18 protein-coding genes and 5 pseudogenes are annotated in these 25,369 nt (G+C 58.3%); 6 read left to right on the top strand and 17 right to left on the bottom strand.

Going from position 1 to position 25,369, the window contains the following annotated elements:
• Positions 1-239: 239 nt before the first annotated feature.
• The 6 genes and pseudogenes from ACQKRQ_RS02335 to ACQKRQ_RS02310 form a co-directional block, all read right to left on the bottom strand.
• On the bottom strand, positions 240-1,793 hold the full coding sequence (locus ACQKRQ_RS02335; protein WP_427474882.1) for an FUSC family protein: 1,554 nt from the start codon (positions 1,791-1,793) through the stop codon (positions 240-242).
• Between the two features lie 31 nt (positions 1,794-1,824).
• Complete coding sequence (gene cydB, locus ACQKRQ_RS02330; protein ID WP_427474881.1) at positions 1,825-2,811, bottom strand: cytochrome d ubiquinol oxidase subunit II; 987 nt, start codon at positions 2,809-2,811, stop codon at positions 1,825-1,827.
• Complete coding sequence (locus ACQKRQ_RS02325) at positions 2,808-4,247, bottom strand: cytochrome ubiquinol oxidase subunit I (RefSeq protein WP_427474880.1); 1,440 nt, start codon at positions 4,245-4,247, stop codon at positions 2,808-2,810. The genes cydB and ACQKRQ_RS02325 overlap by 4 nt, the downstream gene beginning before the upstream one ends.
• Before the next feature lie 10 nt (positions 4,248-4,257).
• The gene (gene poxB / locus ACQKRQ_RS02320; RefSeq protein WP_427476054.1) at positions 4,258-5,991 is read right to left on the bottom strand and encodes a ubiquinone-dependent pyruvate dehydrogenase; all 1,734 of its coding nucleotides are present in this window, start codon (positions 5,989-5,991) and stop codon (positions 4,258-4,260) included.
• 165 nt (positions 5,992-6,156) lie between these two features.
• Positions 6,157-7,642: pseudogene (gene dld, locus ACQKRQ_RS02315) on the bottom strand (D-lactate dehydrogenase).
• A gap of 207 nt (positions 7,643-7,849) precedes the next feature.
• Entirely contained in the window at positions 7,850-8,413 is a 564-nt protein-coding gene (locus tag ACQKRQ_RS02310; RefSeq protein WP_427474879.1) for a cupin domain-containing protein, read from the bottom strand.
• Positions 8,414-8,646: 233 nt separating this feature from the next.
• Here ACQKRQ_RS02310 and ACQKRQ_RS02305 point away from each other — a divergent pair, with 233 nt between their 5' ends.
• Positions 8,647-9,561 (top strand): LysR family transcriptional regulator, encoded by a 915-nt coding sequence (locus ACQKRQ_RS02305; protein WP_427474878.1) that lies wholly within the window; start codon positions 8,647-8,649, stop codon positions 9,559-9,561.
• A gap of 735 nt (positions 9,562-10,296) precedes the next feature.
• Here ACQKRQ_RS02305 and ACQKRQ_RS02300 read toward each other — a convergent pair.
• Positions 10,297-11,307: a LysR family transcriptional regulator gene (locus ACQKRQ_RS02300; RefSeq protein WP_427474877.1), complete on the bottom strand. Its 1,011-nt coding sequence runs from the start codon at positions 11,305-11,307 to the stop codon at positions 10,297-10,299.
• A 35-nt stretch (positions 11,308-11,342) separates the two neighbouring features.
• Here ACQKRQ_RS02300 and dld (ACQKRQ_RS02295) point away from each other — a divergent pair, with 35 nt between their 5' ends.
• The 3 genes and pseudogenes from dld (ACQKRQ_RS02295) (at position 11,343) to ACQKRQ_RS02285 (ending at position 13,614) form a co-directional block, all read left to right on the top strand.
• Positions 11,343-13,079 carry a D-lactate dehydrogenase gene (gene dld, locus ACQKRQ_RS02295; RefSeq protein WP_427476052.1) on the top strand — a complete coding sequence of 579 codons (1,737 nt, stop codon included), beginning with the start codon at positions 11,343-11,345 and terminating at the stop codon, positions 13,077-13,079.
• A gap of 173 nt (positions 13,080-13,252) precedes the next feature.
• Positions 13,253-13,411 (top strand): annotated as a pseudogene (locus ACQKRQ_RS02290) (thiamine pyrophosphate-binding protein); the annotation flags it as partial.
• Positions 13,412-13,470: 59 nt separating this feature from the next.
• On the top strand, positions 13,471-13,614 hold the full coding sequence (locus ACQKRQ_RS02285; protein ID WP_427476113.1) for a hypothetical protein: 144 nt from the start codon (positions 13,471-13,473) through the stop codon (positions 13,612-13,614).
• Positions 13,615-13,813: 199 nt separating this feature from the next.
• Here the strand turns inward: ACQKRQ_RS02285 and ACQKRQ_RS02280 are convergent, their stop codons facing one another.
• From ACQKRQ_RS02280 to ACQKRQ_RS02260, 5 genes are all read right to left on the bottom strand, one after another.
• A complete protein-coding gene (locus tag ACQKRQ_RS02280) occupies positions 13,814-15,361 on the bottom strand; it encodes an ATP-binding protein (protein WP_427474876.1) in 1,548 nt (515 codons plus the stop codon).
• 253 nt (positions 15,362-15,614) lie between these two features.
• Positions 15,615-15,884 (bottom strand): IS1096 element passenger TnpR family protein, encoded by a 270-nt coding sequence (locus ACQKRQ_RS02275; RefSeq protein ID WP_427474875.1) that lies wholly within the window; start codon positions 15,882-15,884, stop codon positions 15,615-15,617.
• A 45-nt stretch (positions 15,885-15,929) separates the two neighbouring features.
• A complete protein-coding gene (locus tag ACQKRQ_RS02270; RefSeq protein WP_427474874.1) occupies positions 15,930-17,327 on the bottom strand; it encodes an MFS transporter in 1,398 nt (465 codons plus the stop codon).
• A gap of 658 nt (positions 17,328-17,985) precedes the next feature.
• Complete coding sequence (locus ACQKRQ_RS02265) at positions 17,986-18,825, bottom strand: alpha/beta fold hydrolase (RefSeq protein WP_427474873.1); 840 nt, start codon at positions 18,823-18,825, stop codon at positions 17,986-17,988.
• Between the two features lie 819 nt (positions 18,826-19,644).
• Entirely contained in the window at positions 19,645-20,583 is a 939-nt protein-coding gene (locus ACQKRQ_RS02260; RefSeq protein ID WP_427474872.1) for a LysR family transcriptional regulator, read from the bottom strand.
• Positions 20,584-20,663: 80 nt separating this feature from the next.
• Between ACQKRQ_RS02260 and ACQKRQ_RS02255 the strand changes: the two are divergent.
• Positions 20,664-20,971, top strand: a pseudogene (locus ACQKRQ_RS02255) (IS6 family transposase); the annotation flags it as partial.
• 149 nt (positions 20,972-21,120) lie between these two features.
• Here the strand turns inward: ACQKRQ_RS02255 and ACQKRQ_RS02250 are convergent.
• The 4 genes and pseudogenes from ACQKRQ_RS02250 to ACQKRQ_RS02235 form a co-directional block, all read right to left on the bottom strand.
• Positions 21,121-21,210: pseudogene (locus tag ACQKRQ_RS02250) on the bottom strand (IS6 family transposase); the annotation flags it as partial.
• A 38-nt stretch (positions 21,211-21,248) separates the two neighbouring features.
• Positions 21,249-21,395 carry a hypothetical protein gene (locus tag ACQKRQ_RS02245; RefSeq protein WP_427474871.1) on the bottom strand — a complete coding sequence of 49 codons (147 nt, stop codon included), beginning with the start codon at positions 21,393-21,395 and terminating at the stop codon, positions 21,249-21,251.
• Positions 21,396-21,682: 287 nt separating this feature from the next.
• Entirely contained in the window at positions 21,683-21,952 is a 270-nt protein-coding gene (locus tag ACQKRQ_RS02240) for a DUF3331 domain-containing protein (protein WP_427476051.1), read from the bottom strand.
• An 838-nt stretch (positions 21,953-22,790) separates the two neighbouring features.
• On the bottom strand, positions 22,791-23,351 hold the full coding sequence (locus tag ACQKRQ_RS02235) for an NADPH-dependent FMN reductase (protein ID WP_427474870.1): 561 nt from the start codon (positions 23,349-23,351) through the stop codon (positions 22,791-22,793).
• Between the two features lie 667 nt (positions 23,352-24,018).
• Here ACQKRQ_RS02235 and ACQKRQ_RS02230 point away from each other — a divergent pair.
• Positions 24,019-24,412 (top strand): annotated as a pseudogene (locus tag ACQKRQ_RS02230) (DDE-type integrase/transposase/recombinase); the annotation flags it as partial.
• Positions 24,413-24,610: 198 nt separating this feature from the next.
• Here the strand turns inward: ACQKRQ_RS02230 and ACQKRQ_RS02225 are convergent.
• Entirely contained in the window at positions 24,611-25,003 is a 393-nt protein-coding gene (locus ACQKRQ_RS02225) for a tautomerase family protein (protein ID WP_427474869.1), read from the bottom strand.
• Between the last annotated feature and the right edge of the window lie 366 nt (positions 25,004-25,369).

Raw genomic sequence — 25,369 nt, 5'->3', positions numbered from 1 at the left:
CGTTCGCGCCCGTCCCCACATCAGCCGCTCTGCCCCGGGTCGCTCCAGCGCGCGCAGACGTCGCTCCATGCCATCTCGCGCGTCCGCCCCGGGGGCGCTGTCGTGGCGAGTTGGCGCATCGCCGCGAATCTTGCCCCGCGCCGGCTCGCTCGTGTCCGCCGGCTCTGCGCCCGCGTCCGCGCCGGCAGAATTGCCGGCTCTGCGGGTGTGCCAGAGAAGGTACGCCGCAAGCAATGCGATCACGCAGCCGAGGACATTGTTGCCAAGGCGTGCCATGGCATAGGCGAGCTCGTTGGCGGGTGTCGCGAAGTCGGCAACACGAAGGTGGGGGTCAGGAAAATCACGTAGAGGCTATAGCTGACCCGCCGCAATGCCATCGTGACGCACACCAGCGGAAACACCACCAGCGAGGTCGCCAGCGGCGTATGGACGAGGAAGCCGATGGCAACGGCCAATGCCGCGCCAGCGGTACTGCCCGCTGCCCGTTCGATACCGCGTGGCCAGGTCGTCGCGATGGACGGCTGGAGAATCAGCAGCGTGGCCATGGTTGCCCAGTAGCCGAACGGGAGGTGCAGCATCCGGACAATCAGGGAGGCGGCCATGGTCGCCACGCCGAGGCGCATTGCGTGCCGCACGCCCATCGAGTCGATCGATCCATTGGCCGCCAGGGTGTCCCATGAACGTCGTAGAACCTGCTTGGTCGAGCAGAACGAATCGCGGACAGGGGGGACTGTCAAGGGATCGGCACAGTTCGACAGGAAATGCGGCGCTGGCATCGGCTCGAGTGCGGACCCTAGGCGCCGCGCAAGTAACGGCAGTCGCCGGCGCAGTGCATGAGGGAAATCCGCGGATGTATCACCCAGATTCCTGCCTATGCGCAGGAGTACTACGGCAATGGAGGTGAGGCAACGCGCCGCACGCTCCGGATATAGCGGCGCGTTCCCGTCGCTCTCGCTCGCATCGGCAACCGCGACCAGCGAATCGAGAATCCTGTACGCGTCGGCCAGGGCAAGCGAGAGGTCGTCATAGACCTGGTGCCCTTCGCTTTTTGAACGCGGAACATACAGCAGGGTTTTTCGCGCTGCGTCGAGGGTGGCTCGCGCTTGCAGGCGCAGATCGCTCGCTTGCTTGGACCATTCCTCTGCGTCGGGCGCACCGTGCCTGATGAGCCGGACGTTGTCGCGGGCGAGTTCCGCGAGCCGGCAATAGACGAGGCGTATTGCGTAACGGCTGGGTTTGAACGGATGAATGCGCCATACCTTGAAGCTCAGGGCGGAGGCGAACAGGCATCCGCATAGACAGATCCCGAGGAAAGCGACCGAGTCGTGATTGCCATGCAAGGGCTTGTGGACCATCACCACGCACGCTGTCGCAGCGAGAATGGCGACCTGGTAGGCAGCGGCGGAGCAGATGCATGCTAGGCCCGCGGCCGACGAGAAGACCAAGTTCGCGGCGGCCGCGGCGCCCATGCCCGCGCCGGATGCGCAAGCCGTGAGGCCACCCAGCAGTGTCGACAGCAGCGAAAAGCCCATCCTGGACGTGAATCTCCTGCGCGACGAGCCCGCGGCGTCCGCGAGGCAGGTCCAGAACGCCCCGATCGCGGCCCACGCGAACAAGGGGTTGTGCAGGAACCTGCCCACGAGCAGCATCGTGGTCGCCGCGAAGGCAGCCCGCAGTCCTTCCGAAAGGCCGGCTTCCTCGATCGAGAAGGACACCATCCACGCGGGACAGTGACGCGACAGGCCGCGCCTGACGGCATTGATGCTCAGGTGAAATCGATGCAGGCTCAGCATGGGTCACATCCCCGGATCGTTCGACTCATGGCTAGTAGTGCTCCGACGCAGGGTCGACCTTTCCATTGAACACGGTGTAACTGCACACCGTATAGATCAGCATCAACGGATACACGACGATCCCCGCGCCCCAAAACATGAATGCGAGGCTCGCGTGCGGCGCGCCCGCGCCGGCGACGGTTAGCGAGAACGGGATCATGTACGGCCAGAACGAGATGGCCAGCATGGCGTAGGCACAGACGAATAGCACCACGATCGCCGCAAACGGCAGCGTGTCGCGCCGCCCCCTCACCCCCTCCCACACGCTCAGCACCGCGCAAAGCCCGACGAATGGCACGGCAAAGAGCACAGGTCGCTCCATCCAGCGGTGCATGACCGCCAGGTTCGCGAACAGAGCATGGGCGAACAACGCCGCCAGCAACACGAGCACAGCCACAAGCAGCGGCGGGATCGCACGCCACGCCGCGTCGCGCGTTTCGCCCTCGCACTTCTTCACGATCCAGCCCGCGCCGAGCAGCGCATAGCCCGCGCACAGCGCTACCCCGCTCAGCACGGAGAAGCTGCTGTACCAACTCATGACGTCGCCGGTGAAGCGCTCCCCCGCGACCGGCAGGCCCTTGACCAGCGCACCTACCATCGCCCCCTGCATGAACGCCGCCACGAGCGAGCCAAGCACGAAGCCCGCATCCCAGACGCCGCGCGAGCGCACGGCCCGGCCCCGAAACTCGAACGCCACGCCGCGGAAGATCAGACCTGCGAGCATCACTGTCACTGGGATATAGAACGCCGGCACGAGCAACGCATAGGCGCGGGGAAATGCGCCCCACAGCACCACCCCGGCCACGATCAGCCAAGTCTCGTTGCCGTCCCACAGCGGCGCGACCGACGCCAACATGTCGCGCCGGCGTTGCGGATCGAGCGTGGTGCCGAAGAGCATGCCCACGCCCAGGTCGAAGCCGTCGAGCACCACATAGATCAGCATGCTTAGCGCCAGAAGAACGGACCAGTAGGCAATCATTTGGGGGACTCCGTGAACGGGGTTCGGGTGCCGGCAACCGCCTGCGCGGCATCGGGCTGCCCGGAAGGGCTGGCAAGCGAAAGCGGACGGTTCGGCAACGCACTCGGCGGGTTCTGCGACAAGTGCGCGGTTGGCCCCTGGCGCAGCAGCTTGTAGATGTAGTAGATGCCGAAGGCGAAGATGAACACGTAGGTCGCACAGAAGATCGCGAGCGACAGGGTGGCCGCGCGCGTGGTGAGGAACGGCGTCATGGCGTCGGCGGTGCGCAGCAGGCCATAGACGGTCCACGGCTGGCGGCCCACCTCGGCGGTGAACCAGCCGGTAAGCGTGGCGGCAAAGGGTAGCGGGAAGCACGCGAACACGACCCACAACAGCACGCGCTGCCGCATCAGCCGCTCCTTCCACGCCAGCAGTGAACCGCCCCAGGCAACGAGTAGCATGATCAGCCCGCAACCCACCATCAGGCGAAAGGCAAAAAAAGTAATAGCGACTGGCGGACGCTCGTTACGTGGAAAATCGCTCAGTCCGACTTCCCTGGAGTTGAGCGTTGATGACCCGATAAGGCTGCCGAGTACGGGCACCGACACCGCGTATTCGTTTGCTTCGCCGATCGCGTCCGGCCACGCGATCAAGGTTTCCGCGGCGGGCTGCTCGTCATGCCAGCGCGCCTCGATCGCGGCGAACTTCACCGGCTGGTAGCGATGCACGTAGTCGCCAACAAGATGGCCGAACAGCAGCTGCACGGGGATCAGGATCGACGCGAGCGCGAGGCCCATGCGCACCATGATCCGCGCTTCGGCGTGATAGATGCCGCGAAGCGCGTACCAGGCACCCGTGGCGGCCACGCAGAACGCGCCTGTGAGGTACGCTGCGAGCAGCATGTGCGGAAAGCGGACCCATACCACCGGGCTGAAGATAATCTTGGCCCAGTCTACTGGCGCGTACTGGCCGTTGAGCATCTCGTAGCCCACCGGGTGCTGCATCCAGCTGTTGTTCACCATGATCCAGAAGGCCGACAGCGTCGTGCCCAGGGCCACCATCGCCGTGGAGAACAGGTAGAAGCCGGGGCGCACCCGGCTGCGCCCGAACAGCAGCACGCCGAAGAAGGAGGCTTCGAGCATGAACGCGGTGAAGGTCTCGTAGGACAGCAGCGGCCCCTGGATCGGGCCGGATAGTCGCGACAGTTCGCTCCAGTTGGTACCGAACTCGAATGCTAGTACGATTCCCGACACGACACCCATGCCGAACGCCACGCCGAAAATCTTGAGCCAGAAGTCGAATACCCGGCGGTACGCGGGTCGCCCGGTGAACAAATGCAGCGCTTCGAGAACGGTCAACCATGCCGCCAGTCCGATCGTAAAAGACGGAAAGATAATGTGGAACGACACGGTGAAGGCGAACTGCAGACGAGAAAGCAGCAATGCAGTGGTGTTCATGCTCGCCTCCCTATCGCCAGAGATTGGTGCTGGCGAGGTCGAGCACCTCGTTCGCCTGACCGCTCAGGATCGCCTTGACCATGTAGAGCGAAAATCCCTTCGCCATCTCAGCAGTGATGGCCGGCGGCATGGCCAGCTCCTGGCGGTTCACCACTGCATCGACAAGCACGGGCCCATCGTGCGCTAACGCCTGGGCAATGCCCGCCTCCACGTCGTCCGGCCTTTCCAGACGGATCCCGCGAATCCCGATAGCCTCGGCCATTGCTGCGAAATTGGGGTTGTTAAGCTCAGTGCCAACATTGACGAAGCCCGTCGATTTCTGTTCGAGTTCAATGAATCCCAAAGCACCGTTGTTGAACACCACGACCTTCACCGGCAGGCCAAGCTGCACAAGACTCAGGAAGTCGCCCATGAGCATCGCGAAGCCACCGTCGCCAGACATCGAAATCACCTGCCGGCCCGGATAAGCCGTCTGGATGCCGATCGACTGGGCCATGGCGTTGGCCATCGACCCATGCCAGAACGAGCCAATCAGACGCCGTTTGCCGTTCATGGCGAGATAGCGCGCCGCCCACACGGTGGGCAGGCCCACGTCACAGGTGAACACGGCGTCTTCCGAAGCGTGGTCGCTGATCGCCTTGGCCACCTGCTGGGGGTGGATCAGCGGCTTCTTCGTATTGCCCCGAGCAAGGGCGTCCAGGTCGCTACGTGCCTTGCGGTAGTGCTGTTGTGCCTGTTCAAGGTGAGCGGCATCGCCCTTCTGCTGGAGGCGGGGCATGAGCGCTGCGAGCGTGGCCTTCACGTCGCCGACCAGACCGAGTTCAACTGGGGCGCGTCGTCCAAGGTTTTCCGGACGGATGTCGATCTGCGCGATGCGCGTTCCTTGGGTGGGATAGAACTGGGTGTAGGGAAAGTCCGTGCCCAGCATCAGAAGGACGTCGCAATCGCGCATCGCATAGTACCCGGACGAGAAGCCGATCAAGCCCGTCATGCCGACGTCATAGGGGTTGTCCCATTCAACGTGCTCCTTGCCGCGCAGCGCATGCACGACAGGGGCCTTCAGGCGTTCAGCCAGCGCCACTACTTCACCGTGAGCGCCGGCGCAGCCGGAGCCACACATCAGTGTGACGCGTCCGTCGCCGTTGAGCATGGCGGCCAGGTGATCGAGCTCCTGTTTGACCGGCACGCTAACAGGAGCACGCGGCAACAGGCCTGCTACCCGTGGGAGCGGAGCGTTGACGGCAGGCTGCAGCGCGACGTCCCCTGGGATGACCAGCACCGAGACGTCGCGCCGTCCCACCGACTCGCGAATGGCTATCTCCAGCATTCGAGGCATCTGGTTCGCGCCAGAGACCAGTTCGCAATAGCTGCTGCACTCCTTGAATAGCGACTGCGGATGCGTCTCCTGAAAATAACTGCTTCCGATTTCGCGTGACGGGATGTGCGCGGCGATTGCAAGAACCGGTACCCGTGAACGATGACAATCAAACAGCCCGTTAATCAGGTGCAGGTTGCCTGGTCCACAGCTTCCGGCACAGACCGTCAGCGAACCTGTCATGTGCGCTTCCGCGCCAGCGGCAAAGGCGGCTACTTCTTCGTGTCGGACGTGTATCCATTCGATCTTGCCGTTGCGCTGCATCGCATCCGTCAGGCCATTCAGGCTGTCACCGACAACTCCATAGACGCGTTTGACACCCGCTGCGACGAGAACTTCCACAAATTGATCCGCAACCGTCATGGACATCATGATTCTCCAATGAAAAAGTGATTCATTCGTCGAGGATATGCAACGCTACAGACCAGAACGCAATGCGTTCGACGTGTGATTCGTTTGGAATGTAGTACTGCTATATACAGTAGCTTTCCTATCGGGTAGACGGCATCGTCTGACGGTACTGCGATCGACTAATTAGGTAGCAGCCTCGTGATATTTGGCGAACTTCGACAATTGCCCGATTCCGGAATTGAAGCAGTTACATGGATCAAGTTTCTGATAGAAGGCGGCAAGCGCAGGTTTCACGCGATACAGATTTCCGATGTTGTGCTCGGCCGGATATTCGGCGCCGCGATGGTCCAGCAACTTCCACATTTTGTGTTCGAGCTGAAGACAGTCATTTCCTTTCTTGACGATATAGTTCTGATGAAACACATGGCAAAGAAAGTGGCCGTAATAGAGCTTGATTGAAATGGCTTGATCGATCTCGGGAGGCAACTTCTCGCACCAGCCCCGGTCATTGCGCCTGAGCGCGATCTCCAGCGCGACAATATTTTCGATTTCCTTTCGATACACCGCGCGATAGCGCACCGCCGCGCCAGCCGCAGCAAAGCGATGAAGGAACACCTTGTTTCCCTCTTCGTCGGAGCACTCAAAGTATCCGCCGCTAGCCTTTGCAAAGTAGCCTTCCGGGAAGGCTTTCGTTTCAGGGACGCCTTCGGCCGGGACTTTCAGCAGCAGGTGATGTTCATACTCGCTACGGTATTCCTTCATCCGTGGTGGACGGTGACTGGGGAACAGGCCGCTCATCGCCCGCATGACGCGGTCGATGAGATTTGAAGGAAGAAAAACCAACCGGTCGAAGAATGAATCGAAGCGACTTTTAAGAGCAAAGAGAGCCGGCAATCTGGACGTACCGAGATAGTGGATAGTCAGGAACGTGTCTTTGCCGTACTTTTCAGCGGTATCGAAGGCGTCGCGATGCAGGCACCCGCACGAAATCGGTAGGTGAGTGAATTCGTGCAGTGCGTGACGCCGGATGTCGGTCAGTTCTTCGGGTGTCCGCATCGATTCCTCTGACGTGGGTGATGTAGTTGCGGTCCGATGCGACGCCTGCATCAGTCTGGATGTCGGCTTCGCGGAATTCTCTGCGGTCGAGACGGCGAAGCACGTCCTCCGGCGTGTCCCCCAGCAGAACGCCGAGATGATTGACCAGGTGGAGCTTTCCAGCCGCATCTGCCTGCGCGAATACCGCCATCTGCGTATACGCGGGTCCCCGTTGTACCAGTGCGCCGCTCGAATTTTTGCAGACCCCGCCGAACATCGATGCGCCGATGCAACTGGAGCCGATGACGGAATGAGGTTCATGTCCAAGGGGTTTGAGTACGTGTTCGAGTTGGTCTAGCGCGGTGCCGGGCAAGCATACGACCTGTTTTCCCTGCTCGATCACATGCACTTTTTTCATCCGACTGGTGCTCACGATGATGATGTCGTGATCGTAGTTACTTCCATCCGGCGTCGAGACGCCGGCGAGGCCAGTGTTCGAGGCTAGCGTAATCACGATCACGCTAGCCGCAATTCACGCCTCAGGCACTTTCCACTGCTCGGAGACCGTGCCGGGCCGAACAACCGCTAGCGCATTGCCTTCTCCGAAGCAAAGGCCAGTACGGTACCGGCGCATCGCACTATCATTCAGAGTCAAGTGTGAAGACGATATCCGCGCTTCCAACGCTGCCTGGAAGCAGTATCAACGTTGGCCGTTCTTTTCCAGAGAGATTCGACGTGTCGCGAACGTCCCACTCCTTTCCCTGCACCTCGTAGGTCAGGAGAGGGAAGCGTTCGCGCACAGCGGTCAACTCTTGTTGCCACACAGAAGACAATTGTTTGCTCACAATACGGCGCATTGCGCGGCGCCGCTGTCCTTTGCCGCGATCTTGGCTCTGGCATCGGGAGTGTATTCGGCTTGCGGCGCGTCCCCCGAGACTACGAACAACAGTACATGTTCGGCGTCGGGTTCATCTTCGGTGATGTTGAGGAACCGGCGAGCTACGCCGGGAGGAAACGAGACCACGTCGCATGGACCTACATCCACGTAGTCGTAATCCTCACCTTCATTCCACGCGCACCGCCAGCGACCGGTGATGGGCATGAATGTTTCGTTCGTATCGTGGTTGTGCATAAGCGGACCGTTGCCCGGTTTGCATCGCGCAAATCCGAGATTGAACCCCTCTGCTATCGGAATGGCTGCAAGGCGTGAAGCATCCGCTCCTACCGGTGAGACCACCTGCTCCTCACCTTTTGGTGGCTGGAAGCCAATAACGTTTATCAGCTCCCGCCGACATCCCGCGAGGTCGCTGTCGGGCAGTCCGCCATGGGATCCGCGCAGATGCGCAAAAATTGCTACACGGCGCATCATGTCGTCGTGCGATATGGTTTTCAGTTCAGGGATCATCGTTATCTCCAATTTATGAAAAGCTTGGATCGGCGATCGGCGCAGTAGCAAGCTGCCTGACGTCGACACCGCGCACAAGATTCAGATTAGTCGCAATGCCCCTGATGGGCTATCGTCTTGCATCGATGACCAACATCGACAGCATGAATACTGTCGCCTGACGTCAATGGTCGCGCGCCTAACGCCCGATGGTTTAACATGGACGACGGTGACACTACGCGTGGGGCGGCGACATGGACTACAACGGACTGGATCTCAACCTTCTGGTCCCGCTGCGGGCTTTACTGATTGAACGGCATGTGACACGCGCGGCGGAGAAGCTGGGCATAAGCCAGCCCGCGATGAGTGCATCACTCGCGAGATTGCGGGAGCTGTTCTCCGATAAATTGCTGGTGCGCGGGCCAAACGGGTTGACGTTGACTCCCCGTGCAGAGGAGATGCTTGCGCAACTCGACCATTTGATGGCCGTCATCGAACGACTCACTGCCGTCCCATCACATTTCGATCCGGCGACCAGTCGGCGAACGTTCACGCTGATCGGAACCGATTTCGTCGAAACAAAGGTTCTGCCGCTCCTTATGGCCGAATTGCAGAATTCAGCGCCTATGATCCAGGTCGTCTTCAAGGATCCAGATCCTAAGCATGTCGAGACCATGCTGGCGACCGCCGCGCTTGATCTCGCCATCGGGTACCTTCCAGAAGCGCCTGACACGTTGATCCGTATGCCGCTGTTCGTCGAGCCATTCGTTTGCATAGCTCGGTCTGATCATCCCGTTTTGAGGAATGGCCTGACAATTGAGCGTTATGTCGAAACGACACATGTGCAAGCGTTGATGCGCGATGGATCGATGTACACCGATGCTATCGACACGGCTCTGGCAGCGCAAGGGCTCGCGCGCCGCATCGCCCTGTGGCAGCCGAGTTTTTTGGCGATCCCTCCCGTTGTCGCCAGTACTGACCTGATTAGTACGGTGCCGGAAAGCATTGCACGCGTCGCAGCCGTGTGGTCGCCCATCTCGGTACACGCCTTGCCGCTGGAGTTGCCTGTGGTCACACTGGCTGCTTATTGGCACCCGCGAAGTCGCGATGATACGGGACATCAGTGGCTGCGCGGCACTATCTGTAAATTGCTTGCGCGTGCACATTGAAACAGATCATTTTGTGACTGATCTGCTTACCGAACCGAGCTATGCCGCGGCGCCAGGCTGTCGGTGTACTCGGGGGAAGGAGCCCGTTGCGATTCGCGGATACCCCGATGCAAGGGGTACCGCTGCAGCCGCCAAGCGACAGGCTGGCGATGAACGACACGGGTCTTTTCATGGACTCGCTTTCACCGGCGTTGGGTTAAAGCCGTTATTTCAGGGGCGGAGGAGAATTCGGCATCCGTTTTTCAAGCTAGAGAATATCAATCCGGTCGCCGGCACATGCTTGTGACTATCCACAATCGGCTTGTTCATTTTTGCCAGTTCTCACATGCGCCGATACGTGGTGATATACCAATGTCTTGAAGCGTTGCCTCGCAGGTTCATGGCGGGGCCGCGGCAACGCTCGCGCCGTCATACCGAGTGCCGCTCTGTCGCTAGTTGGAATTCCATGACCCGAATCCGACCGTGACGGCAGGGCATTGTGATACTGGGTGGCGCAGTGCATCGCCTGTCTTGAAGAGGAATTCAATCTTGGAAACGCCAAACGGGACCGTGGACCGATTACCTCCCGGTTGCGCGTGCCGCCCGGCGCGGTGCGTGCGAACCGGATACAGCGCGCCGCTCCGGGTGCATGGGTGCGCCCGCACGCGCAAACCGCAAACGATGCACGTCGTGCGGGCGGCAACGGCCACGCCCCGCGAACCAGACTGCCGATGGGCCGAGAGCGGCCCGCGGGCGCTAGCGTGTCGCCGCTCGCATGATCTTGACGAGATTCAGCACCACCGGCGAGCGCTCCCGTTGTCGGTGGACCAGTGCGATGCTCGTCCGCAGCGGCTTGCCCCGCAGTTCGTGAAAGGACTCGCCTCCGGCATGGATCTGGCCGATGGAAGCGGGAATCAGCGTGACCCCGAAGCCGGCCCCCACCAGGTTCACCGTGGACGAGATCTGCGGCGAGTTCATGCCGATCAAGGGCGTGAAGCCGGCGGAACGGCACGCGCCCACCATGGCGTCATGCAGATCGTGTCCAATCTGTCGAGAGAAAAAAATGAACGAGTCGTCCGCCAGATCGACGAAGTCGATGCGCCGGCGCCGGGTGAGACGATGATTCGTCGGCAGCACCGCGAGCATGTCCTCCTCGACCAGCGGTTCGACGACCAGGTCCCCGCAATGCAGCGGCAAGCGCACCAACGCGGCGTCGACCCGGCGTTCGGTCACCCTCTCGACCAATACGGAGCTGTTGCTCTCTTCGCAGCTGATCATGACCCGCGGATAGGTGTTGCGGTATCGCAGCATGACCGTGGCCACCATCGGCTGGAACACCGTGGAACCGGCGAAGCCGAGAGACACATGGCCCGTCTCGCCGCGCCCGGCTTTGCGCGCTTCGGTAAGCGCTTGCTGCGGATCGTCGACGATACGCTGGGTGCTTTCACGAAAGAGGCGCCCCGCTTCCGTCAGTTCGACCCGGCGAGGAAACCGGATGAACAACTGGGTGCCGATCTCGCGTTCGAGCTTGAGAATCTGCTGGCTTAGGGGCGGCTGGGCAATGCCGAGGTGCGCCGCGGCTTGGGTGAAGTGCAGACGCTCCGCGACGGCCAGAAAGAACGCAGTTGGCGAAATTCCATATGTTTTTCGTCTCCAAATAGCGTCTTCGAGATATTGGACTAATCGACTGCCGGATTCTAACCTCCTCATAAGTTGGCGTGACGCGCCATGGCACACGAAGGCATCGGTTCGATCGACGGAAGGCACGCAAGGCGCAATCAAATCATTTAAGGGAGGTTACGATGTCAGCAGTTCGCGAAGGAGTGAAGCAGTCAAACAGCAGTCATCAGTCATTAGTTGGCAGTCTGAAAAACATCGTGGGCGGCAAGTACGTTCTTACCGGTGACGCCGCGACGCGCCGCTACCGCACGGGCTTTCGCTTTGGCCAGGGCAAGGCCCTGGCCGTGGTTCGTCCCGGTACCGTCCTCGAACAATGGCGCGTGCTGCAGGCGTGCATCGCGGCCAACGTGATCGTGATTACGCAAGCCTCGAATACCGGCCTGACCGGCGGCTCCACGCCCGACGGCAGCGACTACGACCGCGACATCGTCATCGTCAGCACGGCCCGGATGAAAAAGGTGTATGTGATCGAGCAGGGCAATCAGGTGGTGTGCCTGCCCGGTGCCACGCTGGACCAGCTGGAAAAGACACTCAAGCCGCTCGGGCGCGAACCCCACTCCGTCATCGGCTCGAGCTGCATAGGCGCGTCGGTGCTCGGCGGCGTCTGCAACAACTCGGGCGGCGCACTGGTCCAGCGCGGGCCGGCTTATACGCAGTTGGCGGTGTTCGGCCAGGTCGATGCGGACGGCAAGCTCCAGCTTGTCAATCATCTTGGCGTCCGGCTCGGCAGTACGCCTGAGGACATACTCGGCCGGCTCGATCGAGGCGACTTTTCGGACGTGGATGTTCAGCATAACGCAGGCGCCGCATCCGATCGCAACTACGTGAGCTACGTGCGCGAGATCGATGCGGATACGCCCGCGCGCTTCAATGCGGACCCTCATCGCCTGTACGAGGCCTCGGGATCGGCCGGCAAGCTCATGGTGTTCGCGGTACGGCTCGATACCTTTTCCATCGAGCAAGGCGCGAAGGTGTTCTACATCGGCACCAACCAGCCGCATGAACTCACCGAGATCCGCCGCCATGCACTGCATGACTTCATGCACCTGCCGATCTCGGGCGAGTACCTGCACCGGGATGCTTTCGATGTCGCGGAGAAGTACGGCAAGGACACGTTCCTGATGATCAACTACTTCGGCACGGCGCGCTTGCCTGCGTTGTTCGGTCTCAAGAATCGCTTCGACGCGTTCTTCGACCTGCTGGGCTTCCTGCCTTCTCATTTGAGCGACCGCGTGCTCCAGGTGCTGAGCGGCCCCTTTCCCAGCCATCTGCCCAAGCGCATGAAGGAGTATCGCGACAAGTACGAGCACCACTTGCTGCTGAAAGTCCCGGCTGCGGGCGTCGCCGAGACGCAGGCGTTCCTCGACGGCTACTTCGCCAAGGCGAGCGGCGGCTATTTCGCATGCACGGATGAAGAAGGGGAAAAAGCGTTCCTTCACCGGTTCGCGGCGGCGGGCGCGGCCATTCGGTATCGCTCGGTGCATACGAAGGAGGTGGAGAACATCGTGGCGCTGGACATTGCGCTCAGGCGCAATGACCGGGACTGGCTGGAAAAGCTGCCGCCCGAGATCGACGAGCTGATTTCCATCAAACTCTACTACGGCCACTTTCTCTGTCACGTGTTCCATCAGGATTACATCGTGAAGAAAGGCAACGACTGTCTTGAGCTCGAACACAAGATGTGGAAGCTGCTGGACCGGCGCGGCGCGGAATATCCGGCCGAGCACAATGTCGGGCATCTGTACCACGCGAAGCCCGCGCTTGCCTCCTTCTATCAGCAGCTCGACCCCTGCAATTGCTTTAATCCCGGTATCGGGCAAACGTCGAAGTTCGCAAAATACCGCGAGGCGAAAGCGTAACTGACAGACAGCCACAAGGTGTGACGACGTGGCTTGCCGATCTGCCACCATCCTTATTGAATAGTATAACTAATTAATAACCAGATGCCTTTGTGCTCCTGCCGCTTTATGAGGAAGCGGCAAGGCGGGTCGCATTCTGCGAACGAAAACCCATATCCTCTTGGAGAATCACGATGTCGAAGACAGTGGCGGATCAATTCATCGATGTCCTCGTAGCGGCAGACGTCAAAGGCAAATACGGCGTAGTGGGCGACAGCCTGAATGGCCTGGCCGACGCAATGCGGCGCAACGGCAAGATCGATTGGGTGCACGTGCGCCACGAGGAAGTCGCCGCATTCGCCGCCGGCGCCGAAGCACACATGACAGGCTCACTCACCGCGACGTGCTGCTCATGCTCGGCACGGACTTCCCCTACACCCAGTTCAACCCCACCCAGGGCACCCACATCGTCCAGATCGACATTCGCCCCGAGAACCTGGGGCGGCGTGCGCCGATCGAGCTTGGACTGGTTCATATGCATCGTTTCGATGGCTGACAGGATGATGCGGGCACAGCGAAAATCCTTGACCCGAGCCACGTCCACAGGCGGTGTTTTTTGCGGTTTCCTCGTCGTGGTCAAAGTCGGTTTCGTAAATTTCCGGAGACCAAACCTTCCCTCAACGACTTAGTGCGACAGAGCCCTCCTTTCTATAACGTCCTCGGCTATATCATCGGTGACCGCCCAGCCTAATGAATCAGCGTTGCCCTAGTGGAACAGCCACAGGTTGCAGTCCTGTTGCTGCAGCAGTGGCGCTCCCGACCATTTCTGTCTCCCCGATCTCGATGAGCTTCTCCAGGACATAAGCACGAGTGGCCTCAAGCAAACGATAGAAGACTTTCCCGTCGTCGATAGCGGTTGAGATGAGCGACTTTGCAACGAGACTATTTATTGTCTCGATAACTTCCGACTCGCGAACGCCACTCTCACTAGCAACAGCCTGCGCCGCGTCAAGTGTGAAAGCACCAGAAAAGAAGACCAACTTGCGCAGGATGAATTGCTCACACTCCGGCAGCAAGTTATAGCTCCAGTCCAGCAACGCATTCAGCGTTCGTTGGCGAGGGTGCGCTGTGCGCTTGCCTTGTTGGCGGAGGAGCCTAAATCTACAGTCCAATAGCGCTGCGGTGCCGCTAATGCCAAACGCTCCCACCAACCCCGCAACGATCTCGATCGCCAGGGCAATACCATCTAGCCTATTGCAAATCGCAGCGACGACGTGAACATCGGTCTCACTCAACTCAGCGCTACCGCCACTGGCGACCGCCCGGTCCATAAAGAGCTGGATCGCCGGGTAAGACTGGATCTCGGCGGCCGACAGGCCGGTATAAGCGGATGGACTATCCAAGGGCGATAGCCGATGAACCCTTTCACCTTCGACGCGCAATGCCTCCCGGCTAGTCGCCAGGATATGAACCTGCGGGGCGTGATTGAAGAGTTGCTCGGCGAATCTAGCAACAACATCGATCAGATGCTCGCAATTGTCGAGCACAAGCAGAAGCCGCCGGTCCCTTAGAAAAGCCAATAGACTTGCGAGCGTATCCGGGGCATGCAGCGTTAGCCCAAGCGCTGAAGCGAGATTAGTGGCAACAAGCCCGGGGTCAGATAGCGACCCGAGGTCGAGAAAACAAATCGCCCCGTCGAACACCGAAACAAGGGCATGCCCGACCGAGATCGCGACGGTAGTCTTACCTACGCCGCCCGGCCCGACAAGCGTGACGAAGCGTTGGTTGATCAGTTGCGTCGATATGGTACGGATTACCTTGTCTCGACCAATCATTCGCATCAGTCGGCTCGGTAGCTGTTGGGCCAAGTTTGAACTCTGCGCTTTCTGTGCGGCGATTGCTTGCTGATTGCGCCCACGCGTAATGGGAGCAACGAAGCAATAGCCACGCCCGGCGACGTTCGTAACATAGCGAGCACCGTCCTTACCATCGCCAAGAGACTTTCGAAGACCCGTAATGTGGACCCTTAGTCCACTTTCATCCACTGCGGCGCGTGGCCACACATGCGAGATCAATTCTCTCTTACCAACGACCTCACCGGCGTGCGCCACCAAGAAGATCAGAATGTCAAGCGCTCGACTACCTATTGCGACAGGGGCGCCTTCCCTTTCCAGGAGCCGTTCCGCCGAGACCAGTCGAAACGGCCCAAACGAAACCGACTCGTTCTGCTCCGCCATCTCCAATACGAGGTTGGTTGACGTCGATGTTCGTAACGCGCAATTGTCTTTCGATTCCTGCAACATTCCACAGCTTCCAAAAGGCGAACGCCCGAGATAACGGGTACGAGCGTAGTGTTGCTAGAGATAACCAGCGCAGCGCAGCTCTGCTCCAATTCGCTCGCAGGATGCCGAAGTTCCGACCAACCGCCCGCGGCGAACGACCACCGTACAGCGATGATCCGAACGCTGACTTGTTCCCGTATCAATAGTATGCGATTGGTCCAACTGGATGCGGCTGTCAGTATCGTGAGCGTCATACAGAGGCTGCGCCGACCGTTCAGAACTCATCCGATAGTCGTTCGTTGACGGCAGCGAGATCAAACGCATCGGGATCGAAGCCGCCTCCACACGATTCGAGCAGTTGCTCATGGTCTTCACGAGACCAGTCGGTTAAAGCCTCTAAGAATTCGATGTACCCGGGTCCACCACCGACGTCCTCAGCGGACATGCGTCGCGGCCGACCAAGCAGATTGGCGAGCGTAAGTCCAGATCCGGCGGCAAGATATTTCGACTTTGACGCAATGTTGCCAATTGTCGTCAATGTCATAGATACAGGTAAACGATTTCCAATCACCAAGCGCCGCCGAGAGGGTCAGGCTCCGTCGAACAAAGTGGGTTTTGACACGCTTACAAAGCGGTAGACTAGAAAACTGACCGTACCAAAAGCCACTGCGAAAGTCGCAAACGCCAGCGACAACCGAACGGTCCAGTCCTGCACCGTATGGAGAATGATCCCCATTAATGCCACTCCCACCAAACCGCCGATTTGACGGTTTGCGTTGAGGGCCGCTGCGGCGCTGCTCGCATAGGCGCGTCCGGCAAGCTGCATCGCCAGAGTAGTCATGGCCGGTATAGCAACAGCAACAAACAGTGACATGATAGTCACACACAGCATCAGCAGTGGATACGGCATGTACAGTTGAGCAACCGTCACTATCAGTGTCATTAGCGCCGCGCACCCAGAGCAAGTTAGTATAACATTTTGCATTCCGAAACGATTTGAAAAACGGGCAGAGCAAAGGTTTCCCACTGTAATTCCGACCATCATGGGCAGGAGCTGGATTCCAGCCTTCAAAGCGTCCGCCCCGCGCTCCTGCTGTAGATACAGGCTCAACAGGAAAATCAACCCGAACATGCCAAAGTTGAAAAGGAAGCCAATGATATTGATTGCGGTAAAGCTGGAGGTCACGAACAATGCGCGCGGCAACAGCGGATGGGCACCCTTACGTTGCTGCTGCGTAAGCGCTATCGTTGTCAAAACGGTAGTAGTCGCGGCGAACATCTCGGGCCCAGAAAGCCAGCCAAGGTTCGGCCCTTCGATCAAGAAGAAACTCAAAGCGCCCAGCATGAGCACGCCGAGCACGTGGCTGATCAGCGAGAGCGGACGTTCGTGCTTGGGCGTGGGAGTGACGAAGAGTTGAGTCATTGCGACACCGAGCACGCCAATCGGCAGGTTGATCAAGAATACGCTTCGCCAGCCGAATTGATGGATCAGCACGCCGCCGATCAGCGGCCCGACAGCCGTTGACACACCGACCATTGCGGACCAGATAGCAAACATTTTTACACGCGTTCGTTCATCCTCAAACGTATGGGTGAGTAAGCTGAGCGAGCTCGGCATGAACATCGCCGCACCAACACCCTGTAGCAAGCGTGCGCTGATAAGAACAAGGCCACTCGGCGCGGTTCCGCATAAAGCTGAACTTATCAAAAAGAACGTCAGTCCCGCCTGATAGACAACTTTTGGTCCGAAGCGGTCAGCTAGAGCGCCTCCAGCCAGCAGCAGAGCGGCGAAGGTTAGGGTGTAACCATCGATCACCCACACCAATCCAATCAATGGGACGGACAGGTTACGAGAGATGTCGGGCAGAGCGACGTTGACTGCGGTTACATCGATCATCGCCATCACGAAACCGATTGCCAGTGTCAACAGAACCAAAAGGCTACCCTCCGCTTTTGGGGCTAACGGCTTATCAATCGCAGCATTCATTGTTTCGGCTCCATCTAGAATAGCTATCGCCTCTTCCGCCTTGTGCGTCCGCGAGAAAACCGATTTCTCTGGTATGGCGCGGAAGACGTTCAACGTCAGAAACTAAGTTGAGTGATTTTGATCGGGTCGTGCGAGTTCGCGCGCCGGTTGGTTGGCAGCTCAACGTGCATAGATGTCGCCACGATGGGGCTACATGATCTCGCCGGCTGGATGACAATCGTGCACATAGAGAGCCTCGTTCGCCCGTCACACATAGGCTGTCTTGCGCGACGGACGCCGATCGACGATTGCGAGAAGCAACTCATCAAGAGCGGAGCGCGCCGTCGAACATGGCTCCGCCACTTGCGGATACTTTCTTTGTTGTCTCGCCTTGCATGACGTCTGGTTCTCGGCCAGTCGGTTGTTCGTGACGCTCACGATATCCGAAGTGGTCCGATTCGCTGGCAGACCCACGCCAATGAACCGGGAACGGGGCAGCAGGTAACCGCCATTGGCGACGGCAAGTCCTTTCTCATAGTGGGCGCATCCCAGATGAGAGCGATGGAAACCTCTGCGAAGCGGTTCGAGGAGTACGTGTCTCTGATGGCCTCCGCAAAAAGGCAGCGCGGAGTGCTGCCATCCGTCGTCCAAAGGAGGTTTCCGAAGTCGCAGCCTCAGATTACGGGTGCTCTTCTGCGAAATGTGCTCGTAGAGCCTGCGTGAAAGCCGTTGGATTAAGCAGGCCCGGATAATGTCCTCCAGTGCGCAACCGATACTGCGGACTGCTGGCGTAACGTTCGCGAACAACGATGCGGGTCGATTCGTCGACGACGGGATCGTCTTCGGTGTCAAGAATGGCAACGTGTGACGGGAGCAATGGCATCAGTCCGACTTGGGTTGCTCCCAACGCGGCCAGCAGGGTAGCCTTGGCCATCTCCGCTGTCTGCTCGCGTCCTACGAGGGCGAGCATAGTTCTCTTGAAATCCGCCTCCTCGATCGTTTCCTCGCGCAGTCCTCCCAACTGCCTCAGCGTGTTCTGCAAATGCTCCCACGCGGGAGTATTGAGGAGCTTATCGTACGATATCTTGTTCCGTAGAAATGTGCCGTTGAGGAAGCTGTTGCAGACCATGCAGCGTCGAACCCGCTCGGGTGTCTTATGTACGAAAAGCTGAGCGAGATAGCCGCCCACAGAACTACCGCAGACATCCAGGTCGCCAATGCCCATATGAGATAACGCGCTCCCCAGTCCGAACGTGAGCGCTTCGACGTCGGGCAGAGCAGGATAGGCAACGGTGACCACGCGTCGCGACGTTCGAATACCCTCAACGGCTCGGTAGAACACGTCACCGGTTCCACCGGCACCCGGAAGCATCACGATAGGCGTCCGTTTGCTGCCAGGATCTGTGTCGCGAAAGGACCAAGCCCCCCCCTCGGTCTCAACCTTTCTCGCTGGATATTGATCCTGGAACCGGCGAAGCGGAGTATCGGACTGTGTATTGCTGAGCGTTTCAGTAGTCATTGTCAATCCTGGTGTTCGAGTACCGATCGGGCGACCTCCTCATCAAGGCGAACCAGGTCACCTTGTTTATGCCAATGCCGAACTCAGGGTGAAGTTCGCGGACCTGTTGGAGATAAGCTGTTCCGGTTTAAGTAATTGCCAATCAAGGAATATGCTACGGCCTGTAGTCGGGAAACGGCAATAATGTGGGATTGATGGTTGGCATCGACGTCGTGAATGATGAACTCTGCACGCAGCGACTGGGGGCGTCACTTTATCGGTTGTCAGCTATATTGATTGATGGATGTTTTGAAGCCCAGCCAGCCTTGTGCGGCTCCGGCTCCTCGAGGAGCCGCTGGTGTGCATTGCTAGAGAAGGGCACCCTGCCCTTCCTGAGGGAATGTCGCTTGAAACCTTTGTCATGTATGTCGACGCAGCTGTCGGCCTGTATGCCGGAAGATCCATGTCGTAGAACGCTATTGATCACCTGAAATTCACACTCGATAGCCTGTGCGAATAGCAACGGGACGCTGACCGGCTGCTCCCAGAGTATCTGGACCAGTTGCAACGGAGCCGTTTATGTGGATGATTGTCCAGCCAAGTGCGTGGAACGAACAAGTTAAGTGATGTGAAACGAAGCTATTTCTCGCTGCAAACATTGTGCACGCCGTTGAATGACAAGCTTATAGATCCGTTTGGACCACTCTTGTCTGAGGAGCCTTCTTTTGCGGCCAGCGATGTCGGAATAATCGCTCGGTTTACAAAACCCGGTCCACCGGGCCGGAGTAACTTGACTAAACAGCAAGTAGTTGCAAACGCAGCGGCGAAGTAAGATGCAGGCTATCGCATATCACGCCCGCTTTGCGCCGCAGTCTCTCTGAAAACCGACTGAATCTTTTGTCTTAGCCATCGGTGGCCAGCATCGTCGCGGCTGCGTTCATGCCAGTACATTGCAAAGTCCAAGGCTGGTACGGAGACCGGCAATTCGTGCACGGTAAGGCGTAGAGCTCTGGCGGCTTCCTCTCCGAGGCGTTTCGGAACCGTTCCGATCAGGTCCGTGCGGGCCACCACCGAAGGGATCGCGAGGAAGCCTGGCTCCCAGATCGCGACCCGCCGCGCCAAGCCATGCCTTGCGACAGCCGCGTCTACCGCGTCGACATACATCTTACCGTCCCGCATCAGAGCCTGAACATGTGGCAGTTCAACAAAGGCTTCAAGCGACATTCCCTCAGCAAGGGCGGGGTGCCCTTCTCTAGCAATGCACACCAGCGGCTCCTCGAAGAGCCGGAGCCGCACAAGGCTGGCTGGAGGCTCGGCGAGGTAACCAATGGCAAGGTCGAGTGCGCCGGTGGCCAACGAGGGCTCAATAACTTTTGGATCCGGTGCGTTGAAAGCGATCTGGACGCCAGACGCCTCAGAGTTCAATACGGCCATCAAAGGCGGCAGCAGCATCCATTCGACGAAGTCCGTTCCGATGAGCGTGAATGTTCTTCTGCTCGTCTCCGGTTCAAATTCGGAGGGCAATGCCATCATCTCCGAAACCAGTCTCATGACTTCGTCAAGCCGATCAAGCAGCGTCTCAGCGCGAGACGTCAGCGCCAGTCCGCTTGGAGATCGAACGAGAAGCTGGTTTCCAAGCAACGTGCGTAAGCGTGCCAACGACGCACTCATGGCCGGCTGACTGATGCCAATCTTTTCGGCCGCACGAGTCACGTGCCGCTCGGTCAACAACGCGTGGAGATAGACCAACAGGTTGAGGTCCAAACCATTGTAATCCATAGTGCCTCTCGATCTGGGCTTCAAAACATCCATCAATCAATATCGCGCTGTCACGTTGGGTGTTCGCGTAGCATGATGCGATGACGAGAACGAAATCGCTTTATCACGGCCACCGGTTCCCGGCGACGGTCATCAGTCATGCCGTGCGTTGGTACTTCCGGCTCCGGCTCGACCTGCGCGACATCGAGGAGTTGCTGTTCGTGCGCGGAGTGACGGTCAGCTCTGAGACGATTCGCCACTGGTGCGCGAAGTTCGGCGCGGGCTTTGCCCATCGGGTGAAACGGCGCAACGCAAGCCGGATAGCACGTGGCACCTCGACGAGATGTTCGTCACGCTGCGTGGCGAACCGTACTTGCTGCGGCGTGCAGTCGACGAGCACGGCGTCGAAGCTAGTTATGTAGATGATTGTCCAGCTAAGTACGTGAAACGAACAAGTTAAACGATGCGAAACAATGCCATTTCTTGGTGCGAGTAGTGAGTCGGTGCTTAACTCACGGCAGAAGACCCATTACCCAACGCCAACAGGTGTGTGTTCATCTCGAAGCCCAACTCATCCCGAAGAATGATGCGCTTGATGGCACGATGATCCTGTTCGACGAGGTTGTTTAGGTACTTGACCTGCCGGACCGAGCGGGTACTGGTCGCCGTACGGCATGTCACCGAGATCATGGACGACATCTCCGCACCCTCAGCACAACAGGCTCAGGGCGCACGCGCAGAACGATGCCATCCAGCGGATAATGAAGCCCCTTGAGCGCCTTGCCAATCCCAGCACGCAGCGGCTTGCGCAGCGCATCCTTCGTCTTGGGCATCTTGTTCGTCACTGTTGATCGAACGTAAATTCTAAGCCAGCGCCTTGGTGCGACAAAACCTTTGGGCTTGACGAAGCCATAGATACGTCGTGCCGTTTCAAGGCCACCGCGCAGCAGAAGCTTACGCCGCGACGGCTAGGCCATCGCGGCTCGAGAACGGGCTTCATGCGTAGCCATGTCGGCGTAAGACGATTGGGTGTCAATCCAACCAGCCTAGCTCGACCGTTTGCCGAACAGGTCCCCATACCTACTAGTCTCCAGCTAGGCTCACACATGACGCAGATGGGTCAGTCTGCTCTCGCAAGCGCAGTAGCGAGGATCATCTCGTCACAGTTGGCTGGCCGAAGTCGACCTCGCGACCGCGGCTTGAAGACCTGGTCCCCTCTCTCGATCCGCTGGCCGGTCAAAGCGCAGTGCCCGCTGCAGCGGGCCGTGAACCGGCTCCAGACCTGGTCGACGTAGTGACACATCGTAGGATCACACCATGAAATCAGAACATATGTATCGCTCTGCCTCTCTATCGCCGTAATCTTGTTGTGGGGCACCGGGACCGGCATAGCCTTAAGCACCCTGCCCCGCTTCCCTACCCGCCCGGCGCGTGCGCCGCGCCTGCAGGGGGCACGCCATGTCTCTCCACCGGTGATATCGCCGCCGCTAGAGAGACGCGACAAAAGCGAGACTACTTGGCTCCACGGGTCGACTTGTTCCATATTGGCATGCCTCTCAAGTAAGAAGAAACTCTTTCGAAAAACAGCGGAAGGGACCGCTATCCCGAATCGCGCTCTGCAAACCTGTTCGTTGTCTAGTTACGAATTCTGGACACGGGTCCAGCTGGTGGCGCTAGCTCTCAGACCTCTACGGGCCCAGAGCCCTGAGCGCAAACCAATACAGACAATGTCGGTGACCATAAGCCGAGTCCAGCTGAGCAGCTACGCTCCCGCAACCGTAATCAGAAATTCCTTCCACCGCTTCGGGTCTGCGGTTGATCTCGCGACAACCTTCGTTGTCCCATCGCATCCAGTTGCTACTCTTCCCGCTTCGAGTTCCATTTGATATCCTATCTAAATGGCCTGTATGACTGACGATGCCGTGTGCGTGATGGTTGAGGACCTCGTCACCCATTTGTATACAAAGGTCGAAAGGTAGGTAGCGAATCTTCATGTCGATTGCATTTTGATTCGAATACCTAATTAAATGCACTGTACAGGAAGATTTTTACCCGTCGCCTGCTCGGCTAAAGCCTCGCGACCACCAGCAACGATCGGGAGAGAGCGGACCGCCGCTGCCCTTTGACCGACAATTCCATCTCCAACAAGTACGCCAACGCGCGCGTCGACCTTCACCGACTCTGACTAATCTTCACCACATCAACTCCATATGAGTTGGCGTTTCTGCCTATTCCGCTGCTGGTAGCAGGGTGGTCACGAGTGACAGGAATTCTGCAAGATATTGTCTGAGAAATTCACGGGTTCCTTCATTCGAAATATTGTTATCGGAACCGATGAGATCTGGTCGGAAGGAAATATATGCTTCACCACCCATTACCAGGCTCCCGAGAATTCCGAGGATCTGGCGCAGATGTTGTTGGCCGACCGCCGTGCCGAGCGCACCGGGAGAAGTTCCGGTGATGGCAACGGGCTTACCTTTCCAGACGTTTCGCTCGATTGGTTTAGAGCCCCAATCGAGCGCGTTCTTCAGCACCGCCGGGATTGAACGATTGTGCTCGGGTGTGACAAACAGAGCGGCGTCGGCCGCATCGACCCCATTGACAAAGCGAACGACGGCGGCTGGCGCAGTATCGAGGTCAGAGTTATACATAGGGAGATCATCGATTCGAATGAACTCAAACTCGAACTTCTCGCTTTCCCCGAGGCGGATGAGAGCTTGAGCCAATCTGCGATTGATCGATTCTCGACGATTGCTACCGACGATCGTCGCAATTTTATATCTACGCATTGCTATGTTATCCTTAGTATTTTATATCACTGAATGTTGCTCGCCCGGTTTCATGCCCCTCTCTCTTTTTTGACTGGTCGTGTAAGAGCATCGGCGCCCAATCCTCGGTTTTCCGACCATCGTAGCTAACGGAGACTGCGTAAATCCAGCCAAACAGTCACTGAATTTCCGCAATTCAGTTGACAACCGTAAGACCAACCAGTGCAATCCATAGCGAAAGCGACGTCGGAGCGGCAATAAACCGCGCTGCCACCTCAGCCCAAACCTCCGCATTCATCCTTCGTTTCAAACGCTTTGGCTACTTGAAAGAGCTCCGCCGATTGGCAAATTTGATCATGACTATCTCTCCGGGCACTAAGGTTCGTCCTCTGCGCGCTCCCGACTTTTCCGGCGCGCGCTCATCTCGAATGGGCGTGTTAAATTTCGGAGAGAAACTGCCGGAGAAGGCGCCTCCACGGAAACTTCATTTGAACGTTACGTCATCTTATCGTGATGATAATTATGTATATCTAACTGGGTATGTTATTTGTTGCCAAGAGTTGAGAAGCTAAAATTTTCCACACTATAGAGCGCTCAGATGCTATCGAGTGGGATGGGCGAAGTGCCGGCATGAACGCTAGCACGTGTCATCTAGCGTTGCGACAGCAGCGGTTGACCTGCGCGCTGAAAGCGTGGCACCACCGTCGATTTTCTGCTTCGGGCCCATCGTGACAAAGCTGCTGCGCGCCGCTACTTCGAGAAAGCCATCGCTCAGAACGGCGCGCCCGAGACCGTTACCATGGACAAAAGCGGGGCCAATCAGGCGGCCCTCCAGGGCATCAACACTGAACGGGAAACTCCCGTCAAGGTCCTGCAAGTCAAGTATTCGGCAACATCGGCGAGCGGGACCGTCGGGCCATTAAACGCCGAACCAGGCCAATGATGGGTTTCAAGGATTTTCCCCGTGCCCGCATCATCCTGTCAGGCATCGAAACGATGCATATGATCAGGAAAGGGCAGATGAAAGCTGATGGCGTCGCGGGAACTGCCGCCGGGGGCGGTTCTATCCATTGTCCATGTAAGGAATCCTTACCACGGCGCGGCTTTCCCGCCTTGCCGACCTTATCGCGACACAACCCCGGGCAACCGCTTCCTCCGCGGGGATAATCCGCACTTGCGGATTGGCGCACGTTCAAGCTAAGGGTGCGCCATCAGTAACGTCTTGGCTTTTAGTGAAGGCGGTCGCCAGTCCCACCGTTGTCTTCGTTGGCGGCAGAAATCTACTCCTTCGGAGCGTATTGCATCTCACCGGTTCCAAACGACCAATCTTCCCGGGCGACATCGACCAGATTGATCACGATGTCTTCTTTGCGTACTCCCGCTTTCGCGTGAATACCGTCGACAATTGCCTTGTAAAAGGCCTTTTTCACGTCGACGGTTCGGCCAGAGTTCCAAGTTACCTGGATGAAGACGATGCCAGGTGAATAAGAGACTCCCAGGTAGCCTTCCGTCGGGTACAGAAGTTCATCCGACGAGTGACGCGAGATGACTTGGAACTTGTCATTTTTCGGCACGTTTGCGACATTGACCATTGCTTCATAGACGGTATCGCTGACCGCGCGAACCACTTCCTGCGACGCATCTTTGGACAGATCGACTCGGACGAGAGGCATTTCGTAACTCCAATGGATTGGCTGTGAGCCATCGTTGATGAACCGCGCAACCGAGTTGGTTGTGATGGGCGGTAGGAGTTATCAGCGTAGACTTGCGACCATGTTTCCGCAAGCGCGTAAGAATCGTAAATATCATGGCGAGGCAGAATTATGCTTGACCATCTGAAGATGGGCACACACCCGTTGACGTTGGGTAATGGGTCTTCTGCGGCGAGTTAAACATCGGCTCACCACTCGTAGCAAGAAATAGCATCGTTTCACATCACTTAACTTGTTCGTTACACGTACTTGGATGGACAATCAGTCACATAACCGGCTCCGTTGCAACTCTATGAGACGGCAGATTGGATCGCGACTGGAGATGAT

Origin of the sequence: Paraburkholderia sp. NPDC080076 (assembly GCF_050281145.1) — a bacterium.
GTDB lineage: Bacteria > Pseudomonadota > Gammaproteobacteria > Burkholderiales > Burkholderiaceae > Paraburkholderia.
The sequence above is the reverse complement of the archived record's forward strand: the minus strand, read 5'-3'. Positions and strand labels throughout refer to the sequence as shown.